Here is a 15,645-nt window from a genome sequence, read left to right on the forward strand (position 1 = left end):
ACTTATTAGGAGTGAGCATTATGAAATATTTGACACAGCAAGTGATTTTCGATCTTGATGACACCCTGGTGCATTGCAATAAATATTTTGACCTTATTCTGGGGCAATATTTCGAGCTGATGTCCGAATGGTTTGGTGAGTATGGCGGGACAACCGCCGAATTCCGCAGCAAACAGGTAGAAATAGATGTACAAACTGTAAGCTCAAGCGGACTCGCCAGCGATAATTTTCCGAAATCCCTCATCGCGACGTACCGTTTCTTTTGCATCAAATACAACCGGCCTGCTGACCCTTATCAGGAACAGCAGCTGATGAAGCTCGGTATGAGCGTCTATGATCAGGAGGTTGAGGCCTACCCCGGCATGGTGGAGACCTTGGACACTTTGAAGCAGGACGGGCATGCGCTTTACCTTTACACCGGCGGGGACGATACTATCCAGCAGCGCAAAATTGAACAAATGAAGCTTGACGTTTATTTTAATGACCGGATCTACATCCGCCAGCACAAAAATGTGGAGGCACTGGAGAATATCCTGAGCACGCATAGCTTTGACCGCAAAAACACATGGATGATCGGTAATTCCCTCCGTACAGATGTGCTTCCCGCCTTGACTGCTGGCATCAACAGCATCTATCTGAAGCAGCAAAATGAATGGCTCTACAACCTCATTGAGCTGCAGCGCGAGATGCAGCAGTCCGTCCAGACGATCACCTCCATCAGCGAGGTGCCGCCTGTCATCCGCTCTGCTGCCCTGCACAAAAATCACGGGTGATGCGCTTCTTCATCGTTTGTTACAAATGACATATTCAGCCTGCTGCGGGTGTGATTATACTTTATGGAGTAGATTTTCATATCACGCAGGAGGTCAGCAATGAACAAGAAAGCAAATCCCAACACCTCAGCGGGCAATAGAAGATTATTGCCAATGCTGCTCGGAATCGTTGTCGTTCTGCTCATTGGAGTCCTTGTCTTTGTCACAACCAAAGGCACAGCCAGTGAAACTGCCGAGCTCAACGATCTCCCGAACTACACGGATGTCAAAGGAACCATCGTTGTTGACGGGCTGAAATACGAGAAGCAGCCGCATCTGGGCAGTGAAAATGCCAAAGTGAAGGTCATTGAATTCGCTGATTTCAAATGCCCTGCCTGCAAAAAATGGACCGCAGCCTATCTGGACACCTTCATCAAGGATTATGTGGATACCGGTAAAGTACAGTTGTACTTCATGAATTACGCCTTTCTCGACCGTGACTCCTATCTTGCCGCCAGTGCCGGTGAAGCCATCTACAAACAAAGTAATGAGAAGTTCTGGGAGTACATGCATAAGCTGTACGAGAACCAAGGGGATGAGAGCAAAATATGGGCGACCCGGAAATTCATCCTGAACTTCGTGAAAAAGAACATCGGCGGTATTGATTACACCAAGTTCGAGCAGGATCTTAAGAACCAGACGTATATGTATGATGTGAAGGAAGATTTCAAAATCGCCGGCTCCTATGGTGTGAACGGCACGCCCAAGTTCATGGTTGACGGCATTCTGCTTCCGGACTCCTCTTATGACGGTCTGACCGCTGCGATTGAAGCCGGACTGGCTGAAGCCCAGCAGTAGCCAGATCAGGTGAATGGATCTGTTTATGAAAAAAGAAGAGGATGTGCCCGGCCTTCATGTTTGCTGGCCGGGCACATCCTCTTTTGTCATGGCGGCGGCAGCCCGTCCAGGGCAGGGCAAGCTCTTACTCGATGCCGAGCTGTCCGGTATCGCTGCTCTTCAGCACCAGCTTGCCCTCCAGCGGTGTGCCATCCTCTGCAGTGAGCTTAAGCTTGCCGGTCTTCCCCTTCTCGATCAGCGCCTTCACCTGGGCATCGGTAAGCGTCCGGCCATACGATTCTTTCCAGATAACGAATTTGCAGCCTTCCTTGTAATGGGAGCAGCCATAACCTTTGCGGCCCATAAAAATCATGCCGCCGCAGCCCGGACGCGGGCAGGCTCCAATGATCTTGGGCCCGGTATCCGATGCACTTCCGGCGGAAGTCTGCCTGCTGCGGACAGGCTTCACAGCAGCCGTGCTCCCCTCTTCCCCGCTGCGCTTCCTTGGCGCCGGTTTTTCGGCCGCCTTGCCGGAACCAGCAGCATTCCGGCCTTTGGCTCCACCGCGGAGCGAAGGTGTCTCTCCTTCGAAGGAAGTTCTGTCCGCCCGGGACTGCACCCGGACCTTATCCACAATCATAGAGGCGAAGCGTTTCACATTCGCCATGAACTGGCTGTCTGCCGCTGTTCCTCTGGCAATTTCATTCAGACGCCGCTCCCACTGCCCGGTCATTTCCGGCGAAGTCAGCAGTTCAACGCCTGCACCGCGGATCAGTTCAATGGCCGTACGGCCCTTTTGGGTAATGGCTATTTTTTTACCCTGCATCTCCACATAACCGACATTCTTCAGCCGTTCAATGGTTGCCGCCCGGGTAGCCGGTGTGCCCAGCCCAGAATCCTTCATGGCATCGCGCAGCTCTTCATCTTCAATCTGCTTGCCGGCGCTCTCCATTGCTTTTAAGAGGGTTCCTTCGGTATAGTGCTTGGGCGGCTGGGTGTCCTTTTCTTTGACCACGGCATCGCTGCAGAGCACACCGGCATTCGAGTCTATGGAGAAAGGCTCATTGACCTCAATTTCCTCTTCCTCGTCTTCCTCCTTGCCTTTGCCTTTGGCTGGCTTCTTATCCTTCTTCTGATCGCCGTAGATGACCTTCCAGCCCAGGCTCAGTAGTTCCTTGACCGTTGTCTTGAAGTTTTCGCCTTCCACCTCAGTAATAACGGTGTGCACCTTATACTCAGCAGCCGGATAGAACTGTGAGAGAAAACGGCGGACAATCAGATCATAGAGCTTGGCCTCATCGGTACTCAGTCCGGAAGCCTTGCGGTTCGTCGGGAGTATGGCATGGTGATCCTCAACCTTGGCAGGGTTGCAGATGAATTTGTTGCCTTTGTGCACCAGATTCCGGTTTGCCCCTTTTACCCACTCGTCATAGGTTGTGCCCTGAAGCGCCGAAAGCGTTTTATGCATTTCCGGAATATTCTGTTCGGTGACATAGTTCGAATTGGTACGCGGATAGGAAATCACCTTATGCTTCTCGTAAAGCGCCTGGGCGAGATCAAGCGTTTTTTTTGCCGAAAAAGAATATTTGCCGTTCGCTTCCCGCTGCAGCAGCGTCAAGTCATACAGCTTGTTCGGATATTCCTTAGTCTCCTTCACCTCGTAGGATGCGATCCTGGCCGGCTTGCCCTTGACCTTGGCAGCGAGCGCTTCAGCCTTCGCTCCGTCGGTCATCCGCTCCCCCTGCCACATCCCTTTGTATACCACTTCATTCTGGGTAAAATGCCCTTCAACTTCAAAAAATTTCAGCGAGGAGAAAGCTTCAATCGTCTTCTGCCGGTCATAAATCAGCGCAAGCACAGGCGTCTGCACCCGGCCTACCGAGAGCAGCACATTATGCTTGGTCGTGAACGCACGCGAGCCATTCATCCCAATCAGCCAATCCGCCTCACTGCGCGCCTTGGCGGCCTTAGTCAAATTCTCATATTCCGATCCGTCCTTCAGCTCCTGAAACCCTTTGCGGATGGTTTCCGGAGTCAGGTCGGAGATCCACAGGCGCTTCACAGGCTGGCTGAGCTTCAGATGCCGCTGAATCAGCGAAAAGATATGCTGCCCCTCACGCCCGGCATCACAGGAATTCACCAGCAGGTCGCTGCGTTTTGCCAGCTCCCCAATCACCTTCAGCTGATCCAGGGTACGCGCATTCGGTACCAGCTTGAACTCCTCGGGAATGATCGGCAGGTCGTTAATGTTCCATTTTTTGTACTTTGAATCATATGCTTCCGGTTCGGCCAGACCGATCAGATGACCGATGGCCCAGGTAATGATATACTGCTCGCCTTCCAGATAAGAACGGTAGTTTTTGGCCTTCGGTTCTATTGCGGCGGCGATATTCCGCCCCATATCCGGTTTCTCCGCAATAATAAGTGTCTTCAAAAAGGTTCGCTCCTTAGCCTCAATCTTCCAAAATACGTCCAGTAGTCTATTATACCATCAACTCCGCCACTTTTTAACGTATTCCCGGAAACTTTACCCCTCAACAGTCCTGCCGGAAGTAATTCGCGATACCGCTTCTGTTATGCCAATGACCTCTTTGCTGTTTGATCTCCGGTCCATATATTCCACTTTCTGCTCGGCTGCAGCCTTGCCTACAACAATGGTTACAGGTATCCCCATCAGAGCCGAGTCTTTGAACTTCACACCTGCGCGTTCATCCCTGTCATCCAGCAAGACTTCAATTCCAAGCTGGGCAAGCTGTTCATACAGAGCTTCTGCAGCCGCTGTCTGCACCTCGTCTTGGACCGACATCAGCAGGATATGAACCTGGTATGGCGCCAATGCCGCAGGCCAGATAAGCCCCTGCCCATCGTTGTTCTGCTCAGCCACCGCAGCCAGCAGACGCGAAATTCCGATACCATAGCAGCCCATAATCATCGGTTTGCTCTGCCCGGTGGCATCCAGAACAGAAGCACCCAGCTTCTCGCTGTATTTCGTCCCCAGCTTGAAGATATGCCCGATTTCAATTCCCTGCTGAAAATGCAGGACACCTTTCCCGCAAACAGGGCAGCTCTCCCCTTCCTCTGCTGTGCGGAAATCCGCCACATGTTCCAAAGTGAAATCCCGGCCAGGCACCACATGGCGCAGGTGGAAATCCCGTTCTCCGGCTCCGGTAATTCCTTCACTCATTGCAGCTACTGCCTGATCTGCCAGCAAAGTCAAAGTGAGCCCAACCGGTCCAACAAAACCGCTCTCAACGAAGGCCGCAGCCTGTACAGTCTTAGAATCAGCCAGAGCAATTTCACTGGCTCCGATATAGTTCCGGACCTTGACCTCATTTACCTCATGATCCCCGCGAACGAGCACGGCAAAGATTTTGCCTCCGCCTTGATAGATCAGCGTCTTGATCACCTGTTCCGGTTCAATCTGCAGCTCCTGTTCCAGTTGATCAACCGTGCGGATTCCAGGGGTGTGAAATTTCTCGGCAGCAGGCAGAGTGCTGGCGTTCCGCTGAACCGCCTCCGCCTCCGCCTCTGCATGAACTTCAGCCTGCTCCAGGTTAGCGGCATAATCACATGCAGAACATACCGCAATCGTATCTTCGCCTATGCCCGATATGGCCATGAATTCATGGGTTTCCCCTTCGCCTCCTATCGCCCCGGCATCGGCTTGCACCGCCCGGTAGACAAGACCACAGCGGTCAAAAATCCGCTGATACGCCTTATACATCCTGCTGTATGTCTCATCCAGCCCTTCCCAGCGGGTGTCAAAAGAGTAGGCGTCCTTCATCAGGAACTCTCTCCCCCGCATCAAACCGGAACGGGGACGGCGCTCATCGCGGAATTTCGTCTGGACCTGATAGACGGTAATTGGCAATTTCCGGTACGAGCTAACTTCGCCCCGCACAAGAGAAGTGATGACCTCTTCATGGGTTGGCCCCAGCACAAATTCACGGTCATGACGGTCGCTCAGCTTCATCAGTTCTTTTCCGTAGACCTCATAGCGCTCCGATGCCTTCCACAGCTCTGCAGGCTGCATGGAAGGCATCAGCATTTCCTGCGCACCGGCGGCGTCCATTTCCTCCCGCACGATAGTTTCAATCTTGCGCAGGACCCTCCGCCCCAGGGGCAGATACGTATAAATTCCGGCTGCCAGCTGGCGGATATATCCGGCACGCAGCAGCAGCTGGTGGTTAACGGTTTCGGCCTCCGCAGGCGCTTCCCGCAGTGTGGTTGCTAACAGATTGCTTTGGCGCATAGTAATCAGCCTCTCTTCAGTAAATTAAGTGGTATCCAGTGCCTCAAATGAACACAAAAAAGGCACATCCGTCAGGGACGAATGTGCCGTGTTACCACCCTGTTTCGACTGCCGCTCCTTATCCTAGCAGTCCTCCATTCGGATAACGGCCGATTCCGGCAGCATGGGATGCTGCAGCTCCCAAGGCAGGATATGCTTCTCTCGTATGGTGAGGGACCTTTCAGCCGGTGAATCCCTTCTCTGTACTAACGATCGTTGAAACATAGATCCTCGGTCAATGCTGTTCGATATAAATAGTGTTTTTAATCTATACGATTTTCGGGGCTGCGTCAAGCTTCAATAGTTTAATAAAAAGCAATGCACAAATTAAATATTTTTGACCTAGCGCATTAGATATGAAATTAATGTGTCAATCAACCGAATATATCAATAGAGTTTATCAAAGAAAGGCTACGGGGAGATTGAGCGATCATTTTTTCCGTATCCAAGGGGGAGAAACTACAATGAACACTATTCAACGAGTATTCCAAAAAGCTGCATCCAGATCACTTCAGAAGCGAATGATGCTAATCTTCACTCTGATGCTAGTTATCCCCATCCTCCTTGTGAGCTATTTCTCCTATTCCAGTTCGAAGAAGCAATTGGAACTGAAGATGCAGGAATCTACACATTCCAGCGTAGAGCTGCTCCAAGGAACGATCACGGAAACCATCATTGCCGCTGAACGGAATGTTCAGCAGCTCAGCCAGCAGATCACCACTGCTGACATTGAAGCCAAGAAGCCGGAAACCCGTGCGCTGATTGATTTATTCATGAAAGAGCACCCTGAACTTGAGATTATTACACTAGGAAGCAGCAGCGGAGCCTGGATGAAAGCACCCGATCCCGGTAAACAAGAGTACGATCCCCGGACACGGGACTGGTACAAAGCAGCCATGGACAACGCAGGAAAGGTTACCTTGATTGATCCTTTTGTCTCTTCGACAACAGGCAATTATAATCTGTACATATCCGAGACACTTAAAGACGGCAAAGGAGCTTTAACCACAAGTCTTGCACTTAAGCATATGGGTGAGATAATCAACAATGTCAAGATTGGCTCTGACGGCTATATATTCGTTGTGGACCGCAATCACAAGTTCGTATCTCATCCGGTGAATAAAGCTGGAGACGATGTTCCTGAAGACGTAATACAATTGCTGGACAAAGATAGCGGAGCGTTGTCCTACGCCAGTTCAACTACAGGCCAGCAAATGCGCGGATACTATACCACCGACAAGACCACCGGATTTAAAATTGTCGGAGTACTCTCCACAAAGGAATTTTCGGATGCTTCACTCCCGGTTCTGTACAATGGTCTAATTGTACTGGGTGCAGCTCTGGTTATCGCCCTGCTGATGATGTTCTTTATTATCAAAGCTATTATAAAACCCATACTAAGCTTGAACCGGTCCGCCCGCCGTGTCAGCGAAGGTTATCTGAACGAAGAGATCCAGATTAACCGTACGGATGAGATTGGCCAGCTGGCCCAGAATTATAATCTCATGGTCGGCTCACTTCGCAATATCGTTGTGGATATCTCGGATACTTCCGGTATACTAGCCTCTTCAAGCCAGCAATTGACTGCTACAACAGAAGAAAACTCCAGAGCTACAGGCTATGTTGCCGAGCTGGTACAGAATTCCTCCATGGAGGCCGAGACCCAAACGGCTGCGATGGCAGAAACTGCCCGGGCGATGGAAGAAATGTCATCCGGCATTCAAAAAATTGCTGAGGCTGCCTCCTCCATCGTTGAGTCCTCATCGGACACCGAAGCCGACGTATCGACAGGCAGCCGGAAAATCGAACAGATGAGCCTTCAAATGGATGCGATCCGCCAATCTACCCATCAATCCTCCGAGCTGATCAGCCAGTTGAATGGGCTGAACAGTCAAGTATCGGAGATGAGCACCGCTATTTCCAATATTGCCGTCCAGACCAACCTGCTCTCATTGAACGCGGGCATCGAAGCTGCAAGGGCCGGTGAGCACGGCCGGGGTTTCGCAGTGGTAGCTTCAGAGGTACGCAAACTGGCAGATCAGTCGAAGACAACCGCCGGAAATATCCAGGACACCATTGAAAAAATGACAGAACTCATTGACCGCACTTATGAAGCCATTCATCATACCGTGGCTGCCGATGTGGAGCTTGGCATCCAGGCTACTGCTGAAGCCAAAGAGGCTTTCATCAGCATTGAACAGTCTACGGCCAAGATCAACGGCCAGATCCATGACATCTCAGCCATCACTGAACAAATGTCGGCGGGCGCAGAAGAGGTTGCCGCATCCGTCCAGGAGATCTCCAATATCGCGCGCTCGACTTCCGATGCCTTCCAGAATGTTACGGCGGCGACGGAACAGCAGCTGGCTTCCATGGAGGAGATTTCATCTTCTTCAACCGAGCTGTCCAAAATGGCTGCCGATCTGCAGCACAAAATCGAGCGTTTCAAACTTGAAGAGTAGGAGCACACCTCCAAGACACCTTATGGACCGTCTATAAGAGGTGTTAGATTACCCGGAATTGTTTCTTAAGATCACATTAAAAAGGGGCTGTCCCAAAAGCCATGAAATGGCTGCTTGGGATAGCCCTCTCCTCTGTACATACGGTTTTAAGCATGATCCGCAGCAGCCGGCCATTTCCTTTGTCTCCATTTACCTATTACAAGCAAGAGTAAGGGCAAGCCGAGCATATTCACCGGCATCGCAAACGGCACCCAGTAACGCTGCAAATAATTTGAAGTCGCCTCCGTTACATCTTGGGGAATTAACGCAAATACAAACATAACCGGGGCAATGAACCAAATCAGGTTCCTCCAGTTGCGGACATGCAAAAACTGGGCGGTGCCATAGCTCATCAGGAAGAGCATCACAGCAAATTTGACGAATACGCTGGCGAGCCATATGACGACCGGAATCGCATCGAAATTATCGATAAAGCCGAACAGTGATATTTTTTTGGTCATTTCGAAAAAAGGGTACCACGTGTTAGAGGAAAGATTGACCCCTAAAGTGAAGATCACCATCAGCGTTGTTATCAGTACAAAGAATACCGAGGTCAAGACGGCCCCGAACGTGTACAACGCCCCCTTGCGCGGCTGGGTCAAAAATGCGGCAAACATAAGGTATTCAACAGAATGACCGAGGTAGGAGGCTGGTGCCAGCGCCCCACCCAGTATTCCCGTCATTCCGCTATCCGCATAGACCGGGAGGATGTTCCTCCATTGGATATTGTTGGTGCTAGCGATCAGGACAAGGCCAATCATGAGCAAGATGATCGGCCCCAGAACCTCGCCGCAGCGGGCAATGCCTTCAATTCCGCCAGCGTAGGTTGCATAGACAATCACGAAGATCATCAGAAGCATGACCGCTTCTTTTGGTGTCCCGTGAAGCAGCATGACTTGGACCAAATCAGAGAATTGGCGGAGAATTATCGGAGTAATCGTATACCATTGAACCAAATAAATTACGATTACAGCTTTGCCGATCCATTTCCCAAGAATCAAATGAATGTATTCAAAAAACGTCTGCCCAGGGTATAGCTTCGCGGCTTGCGTCGCCAAGAGTGCGATCAGCGTAGCGATACCTCCGGCAACGATAACGGAAATCCACGCATCCTGTTTTGCCTGTAGGCTTGGGGTGACCGTCATGACCAATGTCATCCCGAGATCCATGATAAGGATGATCCAGAAAACCTGTATACCCTTCAATTTCATCTTCATCGCAAAGAGCCCTCTTCCGGTTGATAGTCAGTCCGTTTTTTCTTTATGTGCGGGGGAGTGCGTTTTGCCCGTTCGTTCAATCTTGATGTGGGCATCAACAGTCACGGGAACCTCAGGAAAAATATCAAGCCATTCATCCTTCATTTTTTTCCAGGCATACGGATACTCGATGTGAACCTCCTCTCCGATGCCGAAGATATCCGACTTGAGCACTTTTTGCACATGCGTCAACATGCTCTCTGCCTCGCTTTGAATTTTCTTCGACAACAAGGTTTCGACACGTTTCATATGATTCACTTTGCTCAGGTCCAGCTTCGAATCGTTATCGATCGCCCGGACGGTGGCATGTAACGAGACCTTTATTTCGGGGAGGTCATTCTTGATTACCAAGTGCATTTTCATGCCGCTTTGCAGCAGTTCAACACCTACGGTTCCTCCGTATTGTTCGTTCTCAGGTTCCACTTGCACAGTAAACCTCAAATGGTGTCCCCTCCCTGTCCACCAGCGCAATAGTTTTAATTCGTCGGATGACAAGTATCCGGATAGTTGATTTCTATGGTAAACTGCAGCCCGGTCAATCGTGAACGTTTCCTTATCAGTACCTTTATTAATGACCCTTATGGCAGCGGTAACCGGTGATCTGTCTTGTGAGGACAGAGCATTCAAGAATTCGTCGATTTTGACAGGAAAGCTTAATTTGCTGGATTGAATTTTGTTGATACCGATACCCGGAATGAGTTCAAGCTGATAGGGGGTGTTCAAAATTTCTTTGGCTGTCCCTCCATAAGTTGTTAGCACATAACTATTGGAGCGGCTCTCAGGAAATCTGGTAAATGTATCCACTACCTGATTGATACCATGCCGGGCGAATTGTTCTCCGAAAATGATGACGCCTCTATGCCCAAAAAAAATGGCACGAGACAATTGCTGCTGCAGTTTCCCTGTCACTTCCGATGTGTTCTTCCCGCTGGCCGAGATGACGATGACTGATTTCTTGCCGCTCCCCCCGGACTGTACGGCACTGGGGATTCCCGTTGGGAGGGCGATCTGAAGGGTTATTTCGAGCTGTCCGTCTTCTGTAAGATCAATTCCGCTTGCCATAACCAAAGCGAGATCGTCCATTTCATTGCGGTCCCAGCAGCCGGTAGTCAATCCGAGAATAACGAAAATAACCAGGAACCTGAATGTCCGGAGTATTCTGGTCATTTGCTCCTTTCACTCCATTCTTCGCTGTGTTTGCTTTTGACGCCTCCGCATTACCCGCCATGGGGCACGGATCAAAGTATCCGTTAGTCCTGTGGGGTTAAACGGTGCAATTGGTGTCATATAGGGAACACCGAAGGATTTCAGGGTTACCAGATGGATCAAGACGCAAATCAAGCCAATCCCAACTCCATACAGACCGAAGCTTGCAGCGAGAAGCATAAGCGGAAACCGTATAATACTGATCGCCTGGCTCATGCCCGGGTTCGGGATGAGAAAGGAAGCAATACCTGTAACGGATACGACGATGATCTGGGGAGCGGAAATAATACCTGCCTGAACGGCAGCCTGTCCAATGACAAGTGCGCCCACAATGCTGATCGTCTGGCCTACTGGACGGGGAAGGCGGATTCCTGCTTCGCGCAGCGCCTCAAAGGTAATTTCCATGATCAATCCTTCCGCTATTGCTGGAAAGGGGACAACTTCCCGCGCCGCTGCAAGGCTGAGGGCCAAGCTTGTAGGGATCATTTCCTGATGGAAGGTCGTGATCGCAATAAATATGGCAGGGAGCGCCATCGCTAAAAAGGCAAATAGATATCTGAGCCATCGTAGCATCGTAATGTATATGAAATTAGTATAATAGTCCTCGGCTGTCTGAAAACCAAACCAGAATGTGATCGGGAGAACGAGCACATTCGGCGAACCGTCAATCAGGACCGCAATTTTACCTTCGATCAGGGAACCTGAAACCAAATCGGCCCGTTGAGTTGCCTGCATCAGGGGAAAGGGTGAATAGGGATGGTCGCTAATCAATTCCTCGATATAACCGGATTCCAGCACACTGTCCATATCGATGCTGGATATCCGTTTTTTCACCTCTTCAACTACGCTTTGTTCTGCTAGATTTTCAATGTATACAATCATCATGTCAGTCTGGGAAAGCCTTCCTGCACAGAGCTTCTCCGTCTTTAGCCGGGGCGTCCGGAGCCGATGGCGAATGAGGGCAAGGTTGATGTCGAGTTTCTCGATAAAACCGTATCGCGGACCGCGAATGACTGCCTCCGTTGCCGGTTCCTCAAGCTGACGATGCAGCTTGTCTTTGAGCCCAAAGGAGAACGCCTCCATGGAGGATTGGGTGAATAGAACGACTTCTCCCCTAACGATGCTTTGAACGACTTCATTCATATTCGTGGCGATACGGGGTTGTACGATGGAAGCCAATTTGAAGTTCAGTATTTCATAGATGTGGGAGGAGCTGCTGCTGGACGCAGCTTCGGGCTGCATCAAAGGCTCCAAGAAACCGTCATCCCAAAGTTGATCGTCAACTAATACATCCAGATAAACGACCATACCCGGAATGGAGCCAAACATATGAAGTTTGCGCACGACTAGATCGGAGCAATTGGCAAACAATTGAGCGAGGGCCGTTTCATTGTCATCCAGTTCGCTGGAAATCTTCAACTCAATTGTTTTATCTAATTCTTTCAGTTTGTTTCCGAAAGGATCAGTTACTCTTTTTTTCGTTTTCATATGCTCCTCCTATCAAAACATAATCTTCCCCATCCATTATTGGATTATTCGGAATAAAATACCATGAGTTAGAGGCAAGTGGAAACGGCTATGCCGCCCTTAAAAAGGAGCATATGCTTCCGAAGCAGCGATACAGAAATAAATTATTGAAGTTTCGAAAAAGGGGCTATCCCCTTATGCTTTTTCCAAAGCATTTGAGATAGTCCCTTGGCGGGGCTCCGTTGAGGTATATTTTCCCTGCCGCCGTGCATACTTCATGCATAACAAAAGAATGCATATGGAAGGGGTGCAATAAATGAAAGTGCTCGGAAAAGCAGCCGCCTTTTTGCTTATTATCGCTTTATCAGGAGCCGTCCTGTATTATGCCACCGCAATGGGTGGTTAGCTGAAATACTTAGTGACAATCTTCTCTGCCGTCCGGGTAGCCAGCGCTTGTGTCGTGAGAGTAGGGTTAGGGCCGCCGATGCCATTGAAATGCACACTGTTATCGGCTATGAACAGGCGCCTCACTTGATAAGCCTCACAGTTCGTATCGGTGACATATCCCATCCGCATCGTGCATTCGAGATGGATCATGGAGCCAAAGGGGGTATCTGAACGGATAATCTTTCTGGCACCGGCTTGCTTCAGCGTTTCCGAAGCGTATCTCGCCAGTTGGTCCCTCCTCTTCAGTGTCTTCGGGCTAGGCGTATAATGCATGATCGGAATCGGACCGTTCTCGTCTTTCAGGAGTGGATCGACCTCTACCCTGTTACGATAGAGTGTCTCATCATCCGTAAGGATCAGTATGCTCATCGTCCGGGAATAGTTCATCATCAGCTCTTTGAGCTGAGGACCGACGACACGGCCGTGAATATCCCACGGCGCTCCCGGCTCCGGCGGATTAAGAGCGTCATATCCCGCTTCACTGAACCCATAGGTCAAGAAGGACATTAGACCTGGGCTTAGGCAAGAGACTTGAAAAATCCCGGTTCCCGGAATATCGACCCTGGCCCCCGAAGTATGTCCGACGTACGGATAAACAGCCGGCCGGCCCATAATGCTCATTAGATCCTTTTCATCGAAAACGCCTGCAACCCAGTCAAAGCAATGATTGGTTAGTCCTCTTCCCACCCATTCGTTATAGGGTAACCCCGAATTCAGCCAGAGACGCGGAGATTCGATGCAGCCAGCGGCCATAACAACCGTTCTAGCCGTTAACTCGCCGATTTCTCCCGTCCACGTATCCCGGAACTGCACACCAGTTGCGCGAAGTCCTTCTTTCGGATCTTGCGCCGTCAAGAGCTTGATCACGAAGGAGTTCGGCCGGATTGCAACGTTTCCGGTTTTGAGTGCGAGTGGAACGTAGCTGACAAGGGTACTTCGTTTGGCAATTTTGTCGACCGAAGAACCGGTCGTGCATCCGTTGACGCAGTTTCCCTTCAGGGTGCAGCCCTCCATGTTGGATAATTGCTCGAGCGAGTAACTCTGGTCCATCAGATGTTCGTTGGTTGGCAGAATGGCATTCGGATTCGGGCGATACCCCGGAGTCGTAACGTTCAACGTCGGAATCAGCGGCCAGCCTGCTTTTTTGGCGCCGTAGTAAAATAGCTCTTCTTTGGGCGTTGTAGGCGCGAACTGGACCGGCAGCGTGGCTTCGGCCTTTTCGTAATAAGGAATCAGCTCCCGATAGCTGATCGGCCAAATATTGTCGACCGCAAGGGGGAAAGCGCGCGGTGACTGCGACCAATAAAGCTGGGTCGTTCCCCCTACGCCAGATAGCTGCCAGATGTCACCTTTCTGGCGCATTACCCGGTGCCAAGGTGTACGGCGGCGGTCGGCAGGCCCAAAACGGAATACGCCGGACACCAAATCATTCATATTGTTTTCATATGCATTGAAGATCTTCTTGTATATCCCTACATCCAAATCCTTATAATCGGAGCTCCACTCTCCGCCCCGCTCGCTGTTCGGATTCGCCCATTGTTTGTTTCCGTACCATGGGCCGGCTTCCAATACCAGCACTTTCAAGCCTGCTTCTCCAAGCTCCTTTGCCGCAACGGCGCCTCCACCGCCGGACCCAATAACGATTACGTCGGCATCGAACATTGCATCTGCATCATACAATGGTGGATTCCCCTCCCTTGCGTTCGATGGTCAGCATGTAGCCAAGGAGCGCCCTGTAGCCCGGCACAACTCCAGGATATTCCGCCTGCTTCCATGAGACCGGGAAATATTCCAGCCTTCGTTCGGTCGGTGTCCTTAGCCGGGTCGTCCCGTATGCCGACCACTCCGAATAGTTGCCAAACATCGTTTGCCGGTTAAGAAAGTCAATCATATACCGGGTAAACCCCAAATCGTTCCGGTATGGAGGAGGCAAAACTCCAGGATCGATATTCCCTTGCTCCAGCATGGCGAGAACACAAATCCGGTCATTCCGGGATATTGCACTGAATGGTCCGCTCTCCCAGAGAAGATGATTAGGAGGATGCTGCAGCTGTCTTGAGGCGGCTAAATGGACGGCACCAACATTAAGCAATCCTGCGGTGGAACAAGACAATGGAATGTCCGTCAAGCCAAATCCCAGTACAAGGGAAAGGCTGTGGTCCAGCTCCCAGATCATATACTCGTGAATGCACAAATCAGCTGCTCCTGCAGTCAGCTCTGGCGAATATGTGGCAGACACTGGTGAATCAGGAATAATTGCCTCAACAAGTGCTCTAAATGTTGCAAAGGTATGGGAATCCACTGTTGCAGCATAGATTGCAGACGGATGCATACTAATTCCCCCTTTAGTACAGTTATGGGTCAATCAACTAAAAAAAACCCCATCACCTATATCTATTCGCCAGGAGGATCTTTCAGACTCGATTAAGCAACCAGCAGCTTAGAACAGCTCAGCTAACGCTTCCAATCCTATAGTTAAACAAAATTTGTCGACATTGAGGCCGCAGAGAAACTAGAAGAACAGGAACACCGTGGCCAGGACCTGAACGAACTCGGCGAGTCCGCAGAGATGAGCAGTGAGAAACTCGGACAAATGACTCAGGCGCCGGCACATTTTCGTAGAGAAAGCAAGGAACTCTTAGAGAGTGGATATGAAATTCGGAAACGTCCGTACGTCGAATGACAGAGCCGGAAAGTGTGTTTGGACAACTGAATAATAACCAGGGCTTCCGCCGATTTCTGCTTCGCGGCATGAATAAAGTGACGCTTGAGGTCGGCTGGCTTTCCCTTGCTCATAATCTATTGAAGCAAGCTGCAATTGATCAAAAACAAAGAGCAGCCATTCTCCAGTGATGGGAGAATGGCTGCTCTTGTTGACCTTTTGTGGT

General features: G+C 50.4%; 10 protein-coding genes and 1 pseudogene. 4 read left to right on the forward strand and 7 right to left on the reverse strand.

Annotation, left to right across the window (positions count from 1 at the left end; translation table 11 throughout):
* Positions 1 to 20: 20 nt before the first annotated feature.
* Together PGRAT_RS16425 and PGRAT_RS16430 are read left to right on the forward strand one after the other, a co-directional pair.
* Entirely contained in the window at positions 21 to 773 is a 753-nt protein-coding gene (locus tag PGRAT_RS16425) for an HAD family hydrolase (protein WP_025705147.1), read from the forward strand.
* A gap of 99 nt (positions 774 to 872) precedes the next feature.
* Positions 873 to 1,610 carry a DsbA family protein gene (locus PGRAT_RS16430; protein ID WP_025705146.1) on the forward strand — a complete coding sequence of 246 codons (738 nt, stop codon included), beginning with the start codon at positions 873 to 875 and terminating at the stop codon, positions 1,608 to 1,610.
* Positions 1,611 to 1,734: 124 nt separating this feature from the next.
* Here PGRAT_RS16430 and PGRAT_RS16435 read toward each other — a convergent pair whose 3' ends face one another.
* On the reverse strand, positions 1,735 to 4,023 hold the full coding sequence (locus PGRAT_RS16435) for a type IA DNA topoisomerase (RefSeq protein ID WP_042266884.1): 2,289 nt from the start codon (positions 4,021 to 4,023) through the stop codon (positions 1,735 to 1,737).
* Positions 4,024 to 4,116: 93 nt separating this feature from the next.
* The gene (locus PGRAT_RS16440; RefSeq protein ID WP_025706210.1) at positions 4,117 to 5,841 is read right to left on the reverse strand and encodes a proline--tRNA ligase; all 1,725 of its coding nucleotides are present in this window, start codon (positions 5,839 to 5,841) and stop codon (positions 4,117 to 4,119) included.
* Positions 5,842 to 6,344: 503 nt separating this feature from the next.
* On the opposite strand from PGRAT_RS16440, the gene PGRAT_RS16445 reads away from it, so the two are divergent.
* Positions 6,345 to 8,342 (forward strand): methyl-accepting chemotaxis protein, encoded by a 1,998-nt coding sequence (locus PGRAT_RS16445; protein WP_025706209.1) that lies wholly within the window; start codon positions 6,345 to 6,347, stop codon positions 8,340 to 8,342.
* Between the two features lie 146 nt (positions 8,343 to 8,488).
* On the opposite strand, the gene PGRAT_RS16450 is transcribed toward PGRAT_RS16445, so the two are convergent.
* The 5 genes from PGRAT_RS16450 to PGRAT_RS16470 all read right to left on the reverse strand — a co-directional run bounded on the left by PGRAT_RS16450 (position 8,489) and on the right by PGRAT_RS16470 (position 15,089).
* A complete protein-coding gene (locus PGRAT_RS16450) occupies positions 8,489 to 9,598 on the reverse strand; it encodes a GerAB/ArcD/ProY family transporter (protein ID WP_025706208.1) in 1,110 nt (369 codons plus the stop codon).
* Between the two features lie 27 nt (positions 9,599 to 9,625).
* On the reverse strand, positions 9,626 to 10,804 hold the full coding sequence (locus tag PGRAT_RS16455; RefSeq protein WP_025706207.1) for a Ger(x)C family spore germination protein: 1,179 nt from the start codon (positions 10,802 to 10,804) through the stop codon (positions 9,626 to 9,628).
* Between the two features lie 9 nt (positions 10,805 to 10,813).
* On the reverse strand, positions 10,814 to 12,331 hold the full coding sequence (locus PGRAT_RS16460) for a spore germination protein (protein ID WP_025706206.1): 1,518 nt from the start codon (positions 12,329 to 12,331) through the stop codon (positions 10,814 to 10,816).
* Between the two features lie 381 nt (positions 12,332 to 12,712).
* The gene (locus tag PGRAT_RS16465) at positions 12,713 to 14,419 is read right to left on the reverse strand and encodes a GMC family oxidoreductase N-terminal domain-containing protein (protein WP_025706205.1); all 1,707 of its coding nucleotides are present in this window, start codon (positions 14,417 to 14,419) and stop codon (positions 12,713 to 12,715) included.
* A 10-nt stretch (positions 14,420 to 14,429) separates the two neighbouring features.
* Complete coding sequence (locus PGRAT_RS16470; protein WP_025706204.1) at positions 14,430 to 15,089, reverse strand: hypothetical protein; 660 nt, start codon at positions 15,087 to 15,089, stop codon at positions 14,430 to 14,432.
* A gap of 335 nt (positions 15,090 to 15,424) precedes the next feature.
* Between PGRAT_RS16470 and PGRAT_RS33285 the strand changes: the two are divergent.
* Positions 15,425 to 15,610, forward strand: a pseudogene (locus tag PGRAT_RS33285) (transposase); the annotation flags it as partial.
* Between the last annotated feature and the right edge of the window lie 35 nt (positions 15,611 to 15,645).

It is taken from the genome of Paenibacillus graminis (assembly GCF_000758705.1).
In the GTDB taxonomy this organism is placed as follows: domain Bacteria; phylum Bacillota; class Bacilli; order Paenibacillales; family Paenibacillaceae; genus Paenibacillus_AQ; species Paenibacillus_AQ graminis.